We start from the raw sequence: 18724 nt of genomic DNA, 5'->3' as shown, positions 1-18724 counted from the left end.
TGGGAACCTTTCGTTTTTTTAATCCCGATTTTTCTCCTCGATCCATTTTGACATGTATTTGGTGCTCGCCATGGTTTGGTGACGTAGCATTTCCCCTAAAAAGTTATTTGAGCGATGTAAGTCCAAATTCGTTTGAACCGATGCAAGTTTTGATTTGAGCTGTGCCTCAAGTCCTTTTTTATCGAAGCATGCGTTTACGATGGCAATACCATTTCTTTGGCACTGTTCCCACTCTTTTTTATTGCCATATAGGGCAATTGCTTCTTGAGCAAAAATTTTTGGATCGTCACATATCTTTCCGTTCCATGGTATGCCGCCATGCAGACCTTCTGCCCCAATAGAGGTGGTTATCGATGGGGTGCCACATCGCATGGCATCGGTCAGTTTACCTTTTAGGCCGGCACCAAAACGTAATGGGGCCAACATAATTCTGGCATTGGCAATGACCTTCTCGGCATTTTCGGCCCATCCCTTGATCAGAAACCCGGCTTTGACATCGTGCAACTGCGTAATGCTTTGTGGAAAATTACTGCCATAAATATGCAAGGTCGATTCAGGAAGTGCCAATTTGATCAAAGGCCAAATCTCATTTTTTAATTGCCCAATGGCATCGATATTGGGCGCATGTCCACCAAAACCTATGAAAATGAAATCCTTTCGTTTCTCAAAAGGATTCCATTTTGTTGTCAGATCATCCAAGGCATTCATCATAAAGGGTAGATGCAACAATAATGATTCGTGGTTGGTAACTATTGGTTTCAACAGTTCCATTTCAAAGGATGAAATAATCAACGAGAAGTCGCAACGATAGATACTGGCGACTTCCCTTTTCGTCAGATCATTTTGCAGCCATGATGATTTGGTAAATTCAATGTTTTGCTTCAAGGCCTGTTCCCTCACCTTGCGCAGGGAATGCAAATCTTCCGTATCCAAGATTCTAAGGGCATTCGGCACATGTTCCGCGACACGCCACCCGAACTGTTCCTCGGCCATAAAACGGTCGAAAAGCACAACATCTGGACTTAAATCGGATAGGAAAGCATCGAATGATGCATCGTTCAGAAGTATGGAAACCAGTTCGATTCCGACAAAATCGGAAGCATTGACACCAGACTTATCCGCAGTACTTGCAATAGTTATTCGGTACTTTTCAGCCTGGAAAAAACCAACGAGCTGCATTAGGCGTACCCCGGCCGCCGAATAATGGGGAGCAGGCCAATCGGTCGATATGATAAGGAGTTTTTTCAAGTGTCAAGTTCGAGTGAAAAAGTGGGCCCATTCTGACATGGCCGGCAAAACTTACATTTTTTGCGCAAATTTGTGCGATATGGCCGACCGAAGTTTTCGTTCATAATCCTCTTCCAGCCATTCCTTATAGTTTTTTGTGTTGTTCATGATACAATAGGAATACTGACGGACACGATAGGCGATTTCTTCTTTCAATTCTTTGGCCAAGATACGGGCATCAAATACATCATCGGCATTTTCGACACATATTTGTGCGTGCTGCTCGATACTTTTTTCCAGAACGATCTTTGATTTCAACCCTTGCGCGAATATTTTTTTGTACTCTTCTTTCACATCATACTCGATATTCGATGATTTCGAGAACTTGGCCCTTAGGTCTTTGGGCATCTCGTACACAAATTCGCGTTCGATTTCCTCGTCGTTCTTGATGTTTTCCAAATAGAAATCGGGGAAATGGAATATTTCCTGCCAATCTATGGGGGCGTCCCACATACCGAAACGGGCAACGTTGTTCCCCATATCGATTACATTGAATTCTTCTTTATCGGCCAACACCCTAGACCCCCTTCCTATCATCTGAAAGTATAGTGTCAAGGATCTGGTGGCCCGATTCAAGATGATGGATTCGACCGTCGGTTCGTCAAAACCAGTGGTCAGAATACTTACCGAAGTCAAAATGGCATCGGGAGTCTTGGAGAACCAATCCAATATTTCGCGACGTTCAGAGGCCGTATTCTTATTGTCGAGATGTCGTATGTTATAACCCGCTTTTTTAAAGGTCTCATAGACATATCGCGATGTGCTGATCCCGTTGTTGAATATCAATGTCTTGGTACCCAGGGCGATTTCGTTGTATGCGCTTACCAATTTGCCCAGCATGCTTTGATTACTGTACAGCTCGTCGGAAGACTTAACGGTATAGTCACCACTGATCCCAAGCTTTAGGCTTTGCAAGCTGACATCATAGTTGTAGACGTTCGCCTTCGCAAGGAATTTTTTCTTGATCAATGATTCAATGGACTCGCCCACGATCAACTTTTTATAGTTGTCCTTCATGGGAAGTTTGATATTCGAGCTCAACGGGGTTGCCGTAACGCCCAAAATCGTGGACTTGGCAAAATATTTGAACAATTTTCGAAATGAATTATAATGCGCTTCATCAATAATGACGAGACCGATATTATTGATTTCGACCTTTTCTTCTTGCAACCTATTGTTCAAGGTCTCGACCATGGCCACGAAACACATGAATTCGTCTTGGTCGGTGAGTTCTTTTACCTCGCTATTGATTATTTTGTTTTTGACGCCAAAACCGGTCAACATTTTCGATGTCTGAAGACTCAATTCGATACGGTGGGTAAGAACGACGACTTTTTTCTTGGTCTTTTCGATGTACCGGCGCGCAATTTCTGAAAAAACGACCGTTTTGCCTCCTCCCGTAGGGAGCTGGTATAAAAGATTACCGGTCTCAGAATCGTCTTCCAAATACCGGAAAATCGAATTCAGGTCGTCTTCTTGGTAATCGTAGAGTGTCTTTTCGGCAGTATCGTTCTGTAACTTCAAAAGGTATATCGCATTTAATCAATGCCGCAATTTTATTGGCGACACCTGAATTTTGCAAAATTAACAGAAATTTGTCCTTGGTCGAAATATATCCAATGGAATTATGGAAGAAAATATGAACTCCTTCGAATCAATTTGAACTATTTGAACTTGGCAATCGCCAAATCAATACCCTCTTTCTTTTGATACGACGTTCAAAAGGGGTTCGCCCATTTGCAATCTTCGGAAGTTTTCCAAGATTTGGGGTACGACAGATTCGGTATCCGAAACACTGGCGTAGTGAGGGGTCATATGGATTCTGTCATGCTCCCAAAACGGATGGTCGGCAGGCAAAGGCTCTTCGTGAAAAACATCAAGGCAAGCCCCCGAAAGATGATCGTTGTCAAGATATTCGATCAGGTCGGCATCAATGACATGTCCGCCACGGGCCACATTGATCAAGTAAGCTCCCCTAGGTAATTGTTTGAAAAGGGCTGCATTTAAAATACCAGTGGTATTGTCCGTTAATGGTAAAAGGCAAACCAGTATTTCGGTCGTTTGCAAGAATTGGTATAGTTGTTCCTGACCGGCGAACGATTTGACGTGCCCCAATGATTTTTTTGAGTTCGACCAGCCTTGCACCCGAAAACCAAACCGAACGAGATCTTTGGCCAGCACACTTCCCAAAACTCCGAGTCCTAGAATGCCCACTTTGAAGTCTTTGATACGGTGATATTGCATCGGTCTCCAGATTTTCCGTGTTTGAGCTATACGATAATGCCCAAGGTGCTTGAGGTAACTAAAGATTACGGCGACCACGTGCTCAGACATGTCCTGGGCAAGCATGGTGTCGACTACTCTTGTAATGGGCAACTCTTTCGGTCTATTTTCATCTTGAAAAATGAAGTCAACTCCTGCCCCACTGCAGGCAATACATTTTAGGTTAGGATAATCCATTAATTGTCCTTTTGGGTGCTTCCAGACTAACGCCATCGTTATTTCTTCCTTCGGATGTGGTTCAAGGTAGCTGTAGACCGGTACTTGTGGGGCCACCTTTTTCAATGCCCGTTGCCACAAAGGTATCTTTCCGTCTTGTCGTATGATTACTATTGCCATTTCAATCGATTATATCAAGGGCCTTGGTAAAACTTTCCTTATAAGGCCAATTACTATCCTGTGTAAGCGTATAGATTTTCATGATCCTTTCCTTGAAATCGTTCAACATGCTGTTGCCCGAAATATAGTGCACGGCCTGCGCAAATGAATTGGACATACTCTTGAAAAAAGCATCTGGGAGATTGCGTTCCATAGAAAAAGTCTGCGCTACCTCTAGGTTATACAACATGATATCGGCCACCAAATGCGGTTCGACACCCAACTTCAAATAATGCTTAATAAATTTTTGTGCTACCGACCGTCTTGCTTTGGGACGCTTTCTTTTGGTCGGGAAATATTCATTGGAAATTTTAGACTTGGCCTCTTGCACCAGCTTGTCCTCTTTAGGGTTAAAGACAAAATCATAATACTCCTTTACCACGGGAAAACGTTCGTACAGGTCCATAAGCTGTGCTTCAAGTTCGGTTTTTTTTAATTCGGACAGGTATTTTTTTAAACCCCTTTTGCTCATTTCACAACTTTTAAAACCTAAAAATACAGGAAGCACCCAAAATATCGGCGCAATTGGTGCATTATTACTAAAGTTCTCATAAAATCTGTATAAGAATTTTCGTATCCCTTTGGAAAAGACGCCAGAAAAATGTATTATGAACTCTTGTAGAACATTCAAAAACCATTACATACATATGAGGCAACTTAAGATTATCAAGCAGGTAACCAATCGTGAGTCAAAATCGTTGGACAAGTACTTGCAAGATATCAGTAAAATAGATTTGATCAATGCGAGTGAAGAGGTAGAATTGGCCCAGCGTATTCGTGCCGGAGACCAAGCCGCACTTGAAAAACTGACCACTGCCAATTTGCGATTTGTTGTTTCGGTGGCAAAACAATATCAAAATCAAGGTCTAAAACTTCCGGATCTTATAAATGAGGGCAACCTAGGACTTGTAAAAGCGGCCAAACGTTTTGACGAAACCCGTGGGTTTAAATTCATATCGTATGCCGTGTGGTGGATCCGACAATCCATTTTACAAGCCTTGGCAGAACAATCGCGCGTAGTTCGACTGCCCTTGAACAAGATTGGATCGATCAATAAAATAAAGAAAACGTTTTCGTATCTAGAGCAGGCGCACGAACGGCCGCCTTCGGCCGAGGAAATCGCGAAGGAACTTGAAATGACCGTAAACGAGGTTAAGCAATCATTGAAAAACTCGGGTAGGCACGTATCTATGGACGCGCCCCTGCGCGAAGGGGAAGATTCGAACCTATACGACGTACTTCGCTCAGGAGAATCTCCTCGCCCGGACAACATATTAATGCAACAGTCGTTAAACACCGAAATAAACCGTGCTTTGGAAACATTGTCCCCAAGGGAAGCCGATGTTGTCAAACTATATTACGGAATAGGTGATCAGCAATCAATGACCCTTGCCGAAATCGGGCAAACTTTTGACCTTACACGTGAAAGAGTGCGCCAGATACGTGAAAAGGCCATTCGTAAACTGCGACACAATTCAAGAAGCAAATTATTGAAGACGTACTTGGGTTAATATAAGGTGACAATAAAAAAATCCCCTTGGTTTTTAAAAACCAAGGGGATTTTTCTTTGAACACTGATTCACTTAAGAATAACTCAATTTGTTGATGTTCACGTCAACCAAAATTTCATTCAAATTTTCAATGAAATTCAAATAAGATGCGTTGTCTGGATTCTGATTTGCCATAATTTGGGATTTTTAGATGAAGGTCGAACAGATTACATGTAATCCAATTCTACCAATTCATTTAAACTCAATATTTCGTTCAATTCTTGAAGGAACACTATATATTCCTCTCCGTAGGTATCATAAAGCATGGTGGTTCGAGGGTTAAGGTTTATATTCGATTTGGTCTGAATTTGTTTGGTAAACATACTTAATAACGACGCCATTGAGCAATAAATTGTGGTATAGCTTTCAGATTTTGTTGTATAGAACGTTAAACCTGTAGAGAACCCATTTTTATTGACTTCAGCGGGCATGCAGTTCATCGAAAAATTTAACCTTTGGGCGGTCAAAGAGCAATTGAAACGACGGTTACGGCACGGTAGGTCAATTTATTGACAAAGAATCATACTTCGGCCCTGCCACCCCTTAATGGGTTTGTTCGTATGCTGTAGTTTGACCCTATGATGATGACAAAATTGAACGGTTGGGCCTATCGCAATAAGATGTCTTTTAAATCGTTGATACTTAAGATTTATCCTTATTCAAAAACCACTTATATGCTACCTTATTACCAAAGCATGAATATGAAAACAATTATGATAAATAAGGCCTTGAAAAGACTTTGGACCATCATGGCGCTATATTTTATGTTCGGTGGAATTTTGATGGGGTCGGCAATGGTCGGTTCGTGTAATCCTATCGTTGAAAAAAACATAAAGGAAACTCCGACAATCAAGTTGTCGAGCAATAGTTTCAATGCCCAAAAACGGAGCAGTTTTACAATTAACGGTAAAAAAGAGCAAATCAGACGGGGGCTCACCATCATCCATTTTAATACATCGGATGAATTCGAGTTTATGACCTTTGATACCCACGAAAGTGAGGAAGCCTCTGAACAATTGGTTCAGGTTCTTGAAAAATTACGAAACAACAATGCAGTTTTTGCGATGTTGGCCCATGACTCCGCCGCCAAAAGTTTAATGAAACAAAAAGCCAAACTTGCTAATATGGGGTTTGTACAATTGAGCCTTTTAAAGACCAGACAAGCCTATGCCATGCATAATATTAATGGCAAGATAGTTGAACAGGTAAGCGATACTTCGGTTTCTCTAACTTCTGCCCTTCCAAAGAACATTGTCGATAGTGCAAGCTATTTTCCTAAAATCACTTACGATTTCGAGCCTAGCAACGATCGATATATCGCCCATGCAGGTGGTGAAGTAGACGGTCATAAATCTACCAATTCGAAAGCCGCCCTGGACCAGAACTATAAAAAAGGTTTTCGCCTTTTCGAATTGGACATAATAGAAACCTCCGATGGTCATCTGGTGGCCGCGCATGACTGGAACATGTGGTCGCGCTTTACCGATTACAAAGGCACGCTACCTCCCACCCTTGCGGAGTTCAAAAAAGAAAATATCTACGGTGATTATGAAACACTTGATATGGAAGGAATCAACAAATGGTTTGCCGAACATCCCGATGCTACTCTGGTAACCGATAAGGTGAACGACCCCATAGCTTTTGCGGACGCGTTTGTGGACAAAGATCGATTGATTATGGAACTATTTAGTGTCATGGCCGTAGAAAAGGCCACTCAACATGGTATAAACGCGATGATTTCACATAAGCCCTTCTTTGGCATCAAAGGCGACAAACTCAATTTTTTGAAGGTCAACAATGTGAAATATGCGGCCATTTCGCGAAGAGCCATCGAAAAGAACAAAGACCTGATGCTCGAACTAAAGAAGCATGGAATTAAAGTGTACGTGTATCACGTGAACTTTGATGAAGGAAAAGATGAGAAATATGTGCAGGAAAATGAAATCGGAATCGTCTATGGTATGTATGCCGATAAATGGGCATTCGATTTGCCTCCAAAGAAGCTATCGAAATAATTTTATCGTTAGAATTTAACGTTATAGGTCAGTCCTGCAGAAATGGCCCAGAAGAAATTTCCAGAATCGAACGCAAACTCCTGACGCCGAACGCTAATGTTGGTTCGATAGATATTCGGTGTTTTTCTAGGGGTGAACTGATAAGCTAGTCCAAGGCGTTGCGACTCTACATATAATAAAGTCTCGGCAAGTAATTCATCATCTGCGAACAATTGTCTTAATTCGGGCGAAAAGCCCATACCGAAGGTAAACCCAAAATAGTTTTCACCATCCCTCAAATATTTGCGAATAAGCAGGTTTCCCGAAAAGCGTGTCAGCCGATCCGGTCGCGGAGTAATGTAGGATCTCAGCGAGAAATAATAATTGCCCCTGTAGTGCCCTAGAGAATTCGTTATAGCGGTTACGTTCTGGGTTCTGGTCATAATATACCTACCTCCGGCAGAAAATTCGATGGCTCCGGGAAGTCCTAGATAAACATCACCGGCAAATCTATGTTTTGGATAAATAATGGCGCTTGAATACCCATAATTCACGTATGCATACATTCTTTTCGCTATTTTGGGATAAAGCGAAAGGTCGTATTGCAATCCTTGTTTCCCGACGCGGTTACTGTAATTAATGCTCGGTATGATACTGCCATATTTCGTCTGATGTTTTAACGAAATCGAGGAATTTATCGCTGGATCATATCGTTGGTCGAACACCGTGAATGAATTTCCTACCGAAAACCTATTTTTCGGTGTCGGTTTTTCCGATGACGCCTCGGGTTTTTCTTTTTGTCCCGATCTGGACTTCCCTTTTTCATTATCGATCTTTTTGGGCCTTTTGGTCTTTTTGGACTTTTTTTCCGATGTAAAAGCCGTTTTTAAACTACTCTTTTGATTGAACCAAGCCAAATCGGAATATTCTTGATCTGCAATAAAATTCAAGGCCAGTTGTTTAAGTCGCTCGACTTCGGAATCATTTTTTAAGTGGTGCAAAGCCTTGTTCGAAAGCCCCAAAGCTGTCGCATAGTTTTTTGCATATAACTCGTTCTTAATGGCCGAAATCCAAACTTCCCTGTTACTTCTGTCTTTTGAGGTTATACGGTTGAACTGTAGGCGCGCCTCATCGTATTTACCGTTCCAACTAAGCGTGCTTGCCAACAAGGAACGTACTTCAAGGTCGTTCGAATCGTTATCAAGCATTTTGTAAAGTACTTCTTGAGCCGATTTGCTGTCCCCTTCATAGGCCAAATCGAACGCTCTTGAATACGAACTTTCCACAGCATCGTTGTACGCGACATCTTGAGCGTTGCCGAGGTAAAAAAGCAGTCCTACTACGATGACAAATATGTTCTTTTTAAATTTCATTGTTGAACTGAAGCAATTATACCGTTTTTACTGGCAAGTGCCCTTGCCCTCGAAATTTTATCGCTAATTTCATTTGCACTCGAGCTGTTCTGCTCAACAACCTCGATAAGGTCTAGGGCCTCTCGATATTTGCCCGACCAATAATACACATCGAACAAGGCGGAATAAGAATCGATATATTCCGGGTTTTCATTGATACATTGTTTTAGAATTTCAATCGACTTGTCGTAATTGCCTCTCCAACCGTTGATCCGCCCGGTAAGTATTCGGGCATCAATATTACCTGGAACCTCAGAAAGTATGTATCGACATAGTAGTAGAGATCTGTCATACTCTTTTTTGAAGGCCAGGTCTCTGGCGGTGATATACGCCTTGTCTGAATTCTTACCATTGTAGACACTGTTGATCCAAACAATTTCACTGTCGGTAAATTTTTCTTTTTGAACCGTAAAAATGGTCAGGCTGTCCGGTATAATCTTATTATTGGCGGTCACATAGGCATTCATGGCCGTGAAACCCTCAAGTTTGCTTTCAAGTTTACTTCCGCCTGAGAAGGCAGAAGACAGATCCATGTTTTCATCGATTTCGAAGGTATTGCCGTTACTGAAGAATTTATTGCCGCTTACAAAGTCTTCAAGTTGGTTTTTGTTCCGCATCAACGGAATGTCCTTAGTACCCTTGAATTCTTGGCTATCGTCAAGAGTACCGCCCAACCATGCGACTTTCTTTGGCATTTTCATCTCATATTTACCGTTCAGCAATGCCAAAATAGTGGGTGTGACATCAAAATGGGATGCAATGGCACTCATTTTACGGGTATTTTTCAACATGGGGCTATATATCATCAACGGCACATGAAACCTACTGATCTCGTTTCGCATCGGTATGGGTATCAGCCTATGATCACCAGTAATGACGAATATTGTATTGTCATAATTGGGATGCGTCTTATAGGCTTCCATAACCCACTTAAGGGCCTCATCGGTATATAAGAGTGAGGCGAAAATATTGTCGTTCTTTTCAATGACTTTTTCCGTTTTTGAATCATAGCTTCGCCGAGAAAGTATGTTTTTTACCATTTCTTCATAGTGGTCTTGGTTCGGTGGTGTAAAGGGCTCGTGCGTACTGATGGTCATGTAGACTTCCAATCGAGGTTGCTCCTTCGAACGTTCAATGGACATGCTTTTTCTGAAAAGTTCCTTATCGGGATAGCCCCAGGTAAAACCACCACTATTTTCCTCCGCCAGCTCATAATTCTTTCCGAACCCTGATTTGTCGAGCATAAAGTCTATGTTCTCACTACGGAGAAATTTTTCCACATTGTCGAATGAACCTGTAGTACCCTGATAAAAGGAAGTATGGTAGCCATTGTTCTTTAAGATACTGAACAGGGTCAACTTATTTGGGTACTCATCAAGTTCCATAAATCCGCTTGTGCCAAAGGGAAGCGAACCAAAAAGTGAGGGTATGACGCCAAACGTTCTTCCCGTATTGCTCAAGCAATTCTCCCAATACAGCGACTTAGTGCTTAATGAATCAAGAAACGGTGTAAAGCCCTCATATTCGGCACCTTCGCCGACAAAGTCCCTTCCTAATCCCTCGACCATAAGAAAAACGATGTTCGGCTTTTCTTCTTTAAGTTTAAAGTATTTACCGATGACATCATCGTTACCGGGTCTTTTGATCAAAGGATATTCAACATCGGCCGAATAGGAATGGTCTTCAGTGGTACTGGTATAGAGATTGACGGCCAGGTATTGTGATTTATTCTGATTTATGGGTTTACCGTCGGTGAACAAAGTCGCAACAAAGAGACTGAAAAGAATGATCGTAAAAGGATACATTCTACTAATCTTATGGTAGAGTCTTGACGTTACTTTATAGAATGCAAAAAACAGTGCCACGATAAAAAATACTCCTGCCAATAGATAAAGAGACATTGTCCAACTACCTGAATTCGAAATAGTTGTCTTTATGTCGGAAAAACTGTAGCCCAAAAGATCCGCCCCCAAGGGAACCAAGGTAGTGCAGTAATAGGCTATAAGCATGGCCTCAATGATCAGAAGCAGGATCAGTGTTACGAAAAGTAGGTTAAAACCATATCTAGGCCTGAGGTTTTCCCAGAAATTAAAGGGAAAGACCAATACGATGCCCATTATCGACGTAAACCCGATCTGATGCACGACGGCGATCAGAAAGCTTACATTGAAAATGCTGTCAAGTACTCCTTTAAAATAAAGCGTGGTATACTGAAATATGGAAAGCACGACCAAGCACCCGAAAAATGAAATCATCAATCGGGTGTAATGTTTTAGCGTGTAACGATCTAACTGACTTGTATTCATAACTTTTATACTAAGTAGCCCGGGCGAGACCTTTCCTGGTCTGTTTGCCCCATCCGGATTTTATCCTTAAAAACTTTTTGTAATTGCCTTTTATCGCCGCCCATACGACGATGGGATGAAAAACAAAGGGCTCGATAATCGCGCACCCCATCAAGATGAAAATATCCTTGGTTCGTTTGTACTCGTTATAAGAATAGACATCCCACAAAATGGCGTAGAACGAAAACATTACGGCGAACGTGTAAACCGTGACCGTTACGGCCAGAAAAAATTCCCAATTGAGAATTCCTAAATAGGCAAAGAGCAATACCGAGAAAAAGCCAAAGAACTCCAATAAGGGCGACATCCATTCATAAAAGAACCAGTAAGGGTAGCTTAAAAGTCCCAGACGGCCGAATTTCGAATTGAAGAGCATATCCTTATGTTTGAACAAGGTCTCCAGATTACCTCTGGCCCAACGATCGCGTTGGTTCACGAATGTGGTCAAATCTTCGGGCACTTCGGTCCAGCATAACGAATCGGGAATGTACTCTATCGTGTACGGTACTCTGTGTTCGTGCATGTATCGACGCATTTTGAAAATAATTTCCATATCCTCGCCGACGGTATAGGTGTCATAACCGCCTACGGCGAGCGCTACTTCCCTGTCGAAAAAGCCAAAGGCCCCGGAAATGATCAGCAGACTATCGATACGGCCCCATGCCATTCTACCAAGAATGAATGAGCGCGTGTATTCCAATAATTGAAACCGAGCCAGCCAGTTCTTCGGCAAACGTATTTTTTCCAATTGGCCGCCTGAGATCTGGCATGAATTGGCTACCCGAATCACCCCACCAACTGCGATGACCCTTTTCGATGATCTTTGATAGAATGATTTCACGACATGCAAGAGCGCATCGGGCAACAAAAGACAGTCAACATCGATACAACCGACATATTTATTCGTCGAAAGTGCCATCCCAGCATTTAAGGCGTCTGATTTCCCTCCATTGACCTTGTCAACGACCGTAAGTTTAGAGAATGAACGACGTGTAGACTTATAAATTCCCCTGACGGGTTTGCTACGCCAAGCTGGGTCGATTTCTTGTTCTACAAGTTCAAGTTCATAGGCCTTTATCAATTTTTCCAAGGTATTGTCAGTGCTGCCATCATTGACCACCATCACTTCATAATTAACGTATTTCAATGATAACAGCGCCCTAACATTTTCGACAATGTTCATGCCTTCGTTAAAGGCCGGGGCGATGATCGTTATGCCCGGTGATAAAGGCGATGCCATAATTTTAGACATATCGCCAAAGCTATTTTTGTTTCTGTAGTGGATTGAATTGCGCGTAGATAGATAGCCCATGAAACTGAACAGCATGAAAAGTACTGTCGTAAACATGAAAAAGACCACGTTTATGTAGTCTAATATGATCTTAAAAACTTCGCTATCCATTTAATCTTTCGAATATTTTGATCGGTAACAATTTTAAAAGTCCGTATACGTTTTTTTCAGGCAATGTCGAATGACCGACATCAACATCATGATTTTCTTCATCGTCAAGCCTTAGTTCAAAATCGATTTTGAATATGTTGCCCGAACCTGATTTTTGAATTTCGAGCTCATCAAGAAGAAGATCATAGTGGTCATCAAGCTTTTCTGAAACATTTGGAGTACCATTTTTGTGGGCACCATCTTTTTCTGGCCCATTAGAGTTGCCTATTAGCTGCTGACGTTCATGCCACTCATATAAAAGATCTTGGGCTTTTTCTCTGATTTCCAAACTGGGGTCTTCCAATAGTTCTTCCATGAAACGGACATCTTTTTGATCCATAACGTCGATCAAGGTGTCTAACAAGATCAATTTGCCCTCGGTATCGCAATGCTCAAAAAAGTTCGCGACCACACTTACGTGTTCATCTAGTTTTCCTTTTTTTGATTTACCTTCGGAAGCTTTCAGCTTTTGCATTTCAAGCGTGGAGAATTTTTTAAGGATTTCTTGGATTCTTTCTCGCACCACTGGAACATTTTCTTCATCGAGATACGCCAACAAAAGGGGAATTTCACGTTCATCGCCCAGTTCTTCGATGTCGTTCAAAAGCGCTAACATGTTTAGCGTATCTTGTTCATATAGTTGTATTTCTGGTATATATTTCAAGAAATTTTTGTTCCGCTCTTTACTGGAGTCGTTATGGATAGCCCGGTTGTTTTCTGTGGAAACCTTATGGGTTGGAAGATCAAATTCCAAATCACTATGTCCATTCCCAAGCGCTTCAATTGCATTGTCTATCGTCTTGATTTGGAACCCACTTTTCTCGTACGGTATTTGATCAAAAACTACTGTTAAGCCATGCGCATAATCTTCGTCTATGGCCGCAATCGAAATTGGCTTTTTTGAGGTTGTGACCCTTTTGGTCAAAGGTCTTGGCTGAAAATCTTCTTGCTGAAATACTTGGTCAAAAGCCACACCGGCGTTATCGTTCGCTTTGGCTTTAGGACCTTTTTCATAAATCGAATACCGATATCTGGGCCCTTCTAAGATTTTGTCATCTAGATCATTTTCATCTACCACAATGGGCAGAAAATTAATCTCGGAAATATTGAGCGCATCGCTATTCTCGGTTGTCTCCTCCTCTATTGTTGCAGCTTGGGGCAAAATTTGATCAAATACGACTTCCATTTCATTGATGTGCCCTTCAGAATCTCCGGTACCGATCGGTTTGTTGTTTTTGACAGCTTCCATTTGTTCCTCATCTATCTCCGCATCGATAACAATCGGCAGAAACTGTAGGTCTACGTCGTCCAAATCGTTATTTTGTTGTGAAAGGATTATTGACGGTTCGACCTCCTCGACCGACCCATCAGGGGCATTTATTTCCAAATTTTCGTCAACTCCGACTTCAGAATGGTCGATTTCGAATTCTGGTTGAAGATTTAAAGGAACGGATTCATCCGTTTCGTCATAATTTTCGATTTTGGACACATTTTCTTTCTGCATTACGGTATCGGCAATAGCATTATTTTCAGCATTTGTATTTTCTTCATCAATATTTTGTTCTATAATTGGAAGTTCGGGTTCCGAAGGCCATAGCTTTTCGAATTCTTCTTTTTTTGTGATATCGTCAGGTATTACATAGTTCGAGACATCTTGTATTCCTTGGGTAGGAAGAATGCTTTCGGGCAAAATGGAATTGATAGCACTTATGGCTTTGCTGCGAACTGAAAAATTTGCTTCTTTATTCTCAATCAATTGTAAAAACTTAACATTGTCTTCATCGCCGATTGCCGCGATCGTATCCAAAATCGAAATCTTGATATGTGGCGTACTCTTCCAAAAAACCGTTTGTAGCGTATCCAACGCCTCGCGCACATTAAATTCTTTGATACAATTGATCGCTTCATACTTTATCTGATTGTTCTTATGTTTGGCCAGTTCGATCAATGAAGGTTTTACGTCGTTTTGATTGTAATACTTTATGAGGCGCAGGGCGAACAATACTACATGTCGGTTAGATGATGTCAACCAAGACTTGAACCGCGGTGGCTGAAAATCTTCCAGGTTGCGCAGCACATCTAAAATTTTTAATTGTTGCCATTCCGAAATCCTATGACGAGTGGTATCCAAGAAAAAGTTTATTCCCTCATGTTTCAGGCTAACGGTAGCAATCTCCGCCTGTTTACGTATGGTCGTTCGTTTGTCATTGACGAATTTGGTTATGAGGTTGTAAGACTCCTCGACTTGCATCTGTGTAAGCTCCAATATCCCCTTGGAAATCACATGCCACTTCCAACTTTTCAGTTTTCGATAGGCATCTTTATGAAGTTCGAGATTCTTGTACAGGTCAAAAAGTCGTTGTTGGGTATCTCCGGTGACGTCTTTTCTTAGGTCTAACAGTATTTCGGCGAGCACCTGTCTATTGAAATCATCTTTTAGAAGTTGCCTTATATCGATTTTTAATTTGATGTAATCGGTCTTTTCTTCTTTGGAATCATCGTCGCCATAGAACAAAAATTGACCGATTATCGGTGAAAGTTCTTTTTTTCGTATCGCGACCTTTTTTGATGTAGACGTTATTCGACTTTTAAAAAAAAGGACCGCCCCAAAATATGTAACGATCAAGGCAATGAACAACAATGATAGATCCCACAAAAGATCTGTGTGGATCTGAGGGGCATCGATAAGAAAATGAATCTTATATGTTTGTTTAGCTAGATGCAAATTTGTTCTTGATAAGTTCGCGCTCGATTCGAACGATCAGTTCTGCCGGACTAATGGGTTTTGAAATAAAATCATTAGCACCCATCTCAAAAGCTGTCAAGACATTTTCTTCGTTACCAGCTGATGAAATTATGATAATAGGCAGGTTTGAATTCATCTCGTTTCTGATAAAATCAATGAGTTCAATGCCTGAAAAATAAGGCATCATGATATCCGTAACGATAATATCTGGCCGTGTCGTTTGTAGATACTCCTTCACTTCTTTGCCGTCTTTACATAAATCGACCATGTACCCTACCTTTGTCAATTTGTGCCTTAACAAAGCGGCCAATAATTCATCATCTTCTGCAAGAAGTACCTTTTTCACTCCCATTCTCTATTATTTTCTTCCCAAAAGGTCAAGTTGGCGAACGAGTTCATTATCTACGATTTGATAATCATCTATGTATTGATCATAAAGCGCGCTTAAACTTTCAATGCTTGTTTTGGATTCACAGCCGGCGTAGATTTGCAACACCAATTCCCTCAACTTTTTGGCGCCTACCATGGCAAGTCCGTTTTTGATTTTATGAGCGGCGAACTTCAATTTTTGAAGATCTTGATTCATAATAGCGGTTTTAGCGACTTCTACAAACTCTGTGGAGTTCTGTCTGAATAGATCCACTAGGTCTCTCAGTAATCCAATATCACCTTCGCATTCTGTCAAAAGCGGTGCTATATCTACTTCTTGAGCCCCGTCGAACAATGATTTGCTCTCAGATTTTTCAGGGATTGATTGATCATGATCTCTACCTGTGGCTTTGGCAATTTTGAAACTAAGTTCTTCGACGCTATACGGTTTCAAAACGAAATCATTGATACCGACCTGTTTGCATTTTTCCTGATCAAAGAATGAAATATCGGCTGAAAATGCTATGATAGGAACATTTGCTATTCTTTCTTCTTTGCTTCCGCGAATGAGTTCCGAGACTTCAAATCCACTCATCAAAGGCATTCTTAGATCCATCAAAACCAAATCTATAAACCTGTCTTCTAAAGTCTGAAGTCCTATTGTGGCATTGTCGGTTACAAAAACCTTACAGCCCAATTGTTCCAACTGCAATTCTATAAGTCTTTGGCTCAACGAATTATCCTCGAAAACCAAAATTCTAACACCTTGAATCACACTCGTTTTTTGTTTGCTTTCAGATTTTATTATTTCAGGTGGCAAGTCGTAGGTTTCATTAGCAACTACTTCAGTCCCTTTAACAGCTCGAGAAATAGGTTCTCTTTGCTCATATACAAGGGCTTCCAAGTCTTTTTTGAAGTTGTCGAAAGATTTTTTGAGATAAGCCGCTTCTTGGCCGCTTAATTCTTCATATGAAAAATCGTGTAGCAAGGCTTCCAATACGGACAATTTGGCAAGTAGGTCCTTTGAATTCAATTCTAAATATGATTTGGTTAAAAAAAATCTTACAATTTCAAAATGATTAGGCTTTTTATTATAACATGCCAATCTTTCAAAAGCCCTTAAAACTCCCTATTTCATCCCTTATTTGCAATTAAATGTTACCTAACCCCCCGTATGTGTTGTCAAATTGCTTTATTTGTAGGTTTAAATTCTTACAAAATGAGATATACTACCTTAATAATCTGTCTAGTTGCGGTCTTTTCATGCGCTGAAAAGGAGCAAAAACCAGCGAACGACCAAACTGACATGGCCAAAGCGATTCACGAAAAAGTCATTACCATCGACACCCATGATGATATCAATGTGAAGAATTTCTCCGATAGTATCAACTACACCCAGCGTCTAGAAACCCAGGTCAACCTACCGAAGATGCAAGAGGGCGGTTTAGACGTAGCTTGGTTTATTGTCTATACAGGGCAAGATTCATTGAATACCGAGGCATACACAAAGGCCAAAGAAAATGCAATGGCCAAATTTGCAGCGATCCATAGACTTTGTGATACCATTGCACCTAACCAAATAGAATTGGCCCTAACATCTGAAGATGTTCGTAGAATAACCAATTCTGGGAAAAAGGTTGCCATGATCGGCGTTGAGAATGCCTATCCAATGGCTGAGGATCTCTCCAATTTCGAGAAATATCATAATCTTGGTGCGAGATACATATCACTGGCGCACAATGGGCACAGTCAATTCAGCGATTCAAATACCGGTGAGAAGGACGGAGTATGGTTACATAACGGTTTAAGTGATTTAGGCAAAGCGGCTGTAAAAGAGATGAATAGATTGGGTATTATGATAGATGTGTCGCACCCTTCCAAAGAGGCCATGTTACAGATGATCGCACTCTCCGAAGCGCCTATTATCGCTTCCCATTCATCGGCAAGGGCACTTTGTGACCATAGCAGAAACCTTGACGATGAACAATTGCTTTTAATGAAGGAGAACGGGGGCGTTGTACAGACAGTGGCCTTTGGAGCATACCTGAATACGGAAAAGAACGACAAGCGCGAGGCGTATATGAAAGAAATCAATGAAAAGGTCGCCGATTCATTGGATATCGAATGGTTTGATTTTAGCGACTTTCCAAATTTAACGGATGAGCAGAAGGATAATTTTATAGAGAATTACCCAAAAGTAACCGCAATCGCGGCTGAATGGGTCAGAACAAGAAATGATGCCCCGCCTGCCGTTGGTGTCGGTGATCTTGTCGACCATATTGACTACATGGTCAACTTGATCGGTATCGATCATGTAGGTATCAGCTCTGATTTTGATGGCGGAGGCGGAATCGAAGGGTGGTCAGATGCCTCTGAAACCTTTAACGTTACCCTGGAATTGGTCAAAAGAGGCTACTCAGAGGAAGATATCGCCAAGTTATGGGGCGGCAATCTTTTGAGGGTACTCGATGAAGTTCAGGCCAAAGCATCTGAATTGTCAAAAACCTAGGATTTCGCGGCCAATCGATCTTTTACGTATTCGACCTTGGTCTTGCCATGAGGCGCGGGTTTTCCATCTTCGTCCAGGTTGACCATGATGATATTATCGACCGTAATGATGGTTTCATGGCTCATCTTGTTGCGAACCTCGCAATTTAGGGTCAAAGAAGATTTTCCGAATTTAATGACCTCGATTCCGATTTCAATGACATCGCCCTGTTTGGCATTGCTCATAAAATTGATCTCTGACATGTATTTGGTCACTACCCGTTTGTTCTCTAACTGTACGATACTTTAAAGTGCAGCTTCTTCATCGACCCAAGCCAACAGCCTACCCCCGAACAAGGTACCGTTGGCATTTAAATCTTCGGGCTTTACCCATTTTCTTGTGTGAAAGCGCATAAACAAATTTTTAGGCAAAAT

The 18724-nt window shown here is 41.4% G+C and carries 14 protein-coding genes and 1 pseudogene; 3 read left to right on the top strand and 12 right to left on the bottom strand.

The window, feature by feature from the left end:
- Window positions 1-18: 18 nt before the first annotated feature.
- From ACEZ3G_RS10170 to ACEZ3G_RS10155, 4 genes are all read right to left on the bottom strand, one after another.
- Entirely contained in the window at window positions 19-1248 is a 1230-nt protein-coding gene (locus ACEZ3G_RS10170; protein ID WP_432425378.1) for a glycosyltransferase, read from the bottom strand.
- A 51-nt stretch (window positions 1249-1299) separates the two neighbouring features.
- Window positions 1300-2811, bottom strand: a complete 1512-nt coding sequence (locus ACEZ3G_RS10165) for a DEAD/DEAH box helicase (protein WP_432425377.1) — start codon at window positions 2809-2811, stop codon at window positions 1300-1302.
- A 165-nt stretch (window positions 2812-2976) separates the two neighbouring features.
- Complete coding sequence (locus tag ACEZ3G_RS10160) at window positions 2977-3906, bottom strand: 2-hydroxyacid dehydrogenase (protein WP_432425376.1); 930 nt, start codon at window positions 3904-3906, stop codon at window positions 2977-2979.
- Window position 3907: 1 nt separating this feature from the next.
- Window positions 3908-4417, bottom strand: a complete 510-nt coding sequence (locus ACEZ3G_RS10155; protein ID WP_432425375.1) for a DUF6155 family protein — start codon at window positions 4415-4417, stop codon at window positions 3908-3910.
- Window positions 4418-4592: 175 nt separating this feature from the next.
- On the opposite strand from ACEZ3G_RS10155, the gene ACEZ3G_RS10150 reads away from it, so the two are divergent.
- A complete protein-coding gene (locus tag ACEZ3G_RS10150; protein ID WP_432425374.1) occupies window positions 4593-5456 on the top strand; it encodes a sigma-70 family RNA polymerase sigma factor in 864 nt (287 codons plus the stop codon).
- 206 nt (window positions 5457-5662) lie between these two features.
- On the opposite strand, the gene ACEZ3G_RS10145 is transcribed toward ACEZ3G_RS10150, so the two are convergent.
- Window positions 5663-5818: a hypothetical protein gene (locus ACEZ3G_RS10145; RefSeq protein ID WP_432425373.1), complete on the bottom strand. Its 156-nt coding sequence runs from the start codon at window positions 5816-5818 to the stop codon at window positions 5663-5665.
- 378 nt (window positions 5819-6196) lie between these two features.
- Here ACEZ3G_RS10145 and ACEZ3G_RS10140 point away from each other — a divergent pair, with 378 nt between their 5' ends.
- A complete protein-coding gene (locus tag ACEZ3G_RS10140; protein WP_432425372.1) occupies window positions 6197-7510 on the top strand; it encodes an interleukin-like EMT inducer domain-containing protein in 1314 nt (437 codons plus the stop codon).
- Between the two features lie 8 nt (window positions 7511-7518).
- On the opposite strand, the gene ACEZ3G_RS10135 is transcribed toward ACEZ3G_RS10140, so the two are convergent.
- The 6 genes from ACEZ3G_RS10135 to ACEZ3G_RS10110 are packed head-to-tail and all read right to left on the bottom strand — an operon-like array spanning window position 7519 to window position 16835.
- The gene (locus ACEZ3G_RS10135; protein ID WP_432425371.1) at window positions 7519-8862 is read right to left on the bottom strand and encodes a YaiO family outer membrane beta-barrel protein; all 1344 of its coding nucleotides are present in this window, start codon (window positions 8860-8862) and stop codon (window positions 7519-7521) included.
- Window positions 8859-11207 carry a sulfatase-like hydrolase/transferase gene (locus ACEZ3G_RS10130; protein WP_432425370.1) on the bottom strand — a complete coding sequence of 783 codons (2349 nt, stop codon included), beginning with the start codon at window positions 11205-11207 and terminating at the stop codon, window positions 8859-8861. The genes ACEZ3G_RS10135 and ACEZ3G_RS10130 overlap by 4 nt, the downstream gene beginning before the upstream one ends.
- Window positions 11208-11217: 10 nt before the next feature.
- Window positions 11218-12648 (bottom strand): glycosyltransferase family 2 protein, encoded by a 1431-nt coding sequence (locus ACEZ3G_RS10125; RefSeq protein ID WP_432425369.1) that lies wholly within the window; start codon window positions 12646-12648, stop codon window positions 11218-11220.
- Window positions 12641-15412 carry a HEAT repeat domain-containing protein gene (locus ACEZ3G_RS10120; protein WP_432425368.1) on the bottom strand — a complete coding sequence of 924 codons (2772 nt, stop codon included), beginning with the start codon at window positions 15410-15412 and terminating at the stop codon, window positions 12641-12643. The genes ACEZ3G_RS10125 and ACEZ3G_RS10120 overlap by 8 nt, the downstream gene beginning before the upstream one ends.
- Window positions 15399-15785 (bottom strand): response regulator transcription factor, encoded by a 387-nt coding sequence (locus ACEZ3G_RS10115; protein WP_432425367.1) that lies wholly within the window; start codon window positions 15783-15785, stop codon window positions 15399-15401. The genes ACEZ3G_RS10120 and ACEZ3G_RS10115 overlap by 14 nt, the downstream gene beginning before the upstream one ends.
- 6 nt (window positions 15786-15791) lie before the next feature.
- Window positions 15792-16835, bottom strand: coding sequence for a response regulator (locus ACEZ3G_RS10110; RefSeq protein ID WP_432425366.1), 1044 nt, complete (start codon window positions 16833-16835; stop codon window positions 15792-15794).
- Between the two features lie 186 nt (window positions 16836-17021).
- Here ACEZ3G_RS10110 and ACEZ3G_RS10105 point away from each other — a divergent pair, with 186 nt between their 5' ends.
- Window positions 17022-18311 carry a dipeptidase gene (locus ACEZ3G_RS10105; RefSeq protein WP_432425365.1) on the top strand — a complete coding sequence of 430 codons (1290 nt, stop codon included), beginning with the start codon at window positions 17022-17024 and terminating at the stop codon, window positions 18309-18311.
- On the opposite strand, the pseudogene ACEZ3G_RS10100 reads toward ACEZ3G_RS10105, so the two are convergent.
- Window positions 18308-18703 (bottom strand): annotated as a pseudogene (locus tag ACEZ3G_RS10100) (acyl-CoA thioesterase). The gene ACEZ3G_RS10105 and the pseudogene ACEZ3G_RS10100 sit on opposite strands and share 4 nt — an antisense overlap.
- Between the last annotated feature and the right edge of the window lie 21 nt (window positions 18704-18724).

Source organism: Meishania litoralis (assembly GCF_042611095.1).
Classification (GTDB): domain Bacteria; phylum Bacteroidota; class Bacteroidia; order Flavobacteriales; family Flavobacteriaceae; genus Meishania; species Meishania litoralis.
This window is presented reverse-complemented; position numbering and strand designations above follow the sequence as displayed.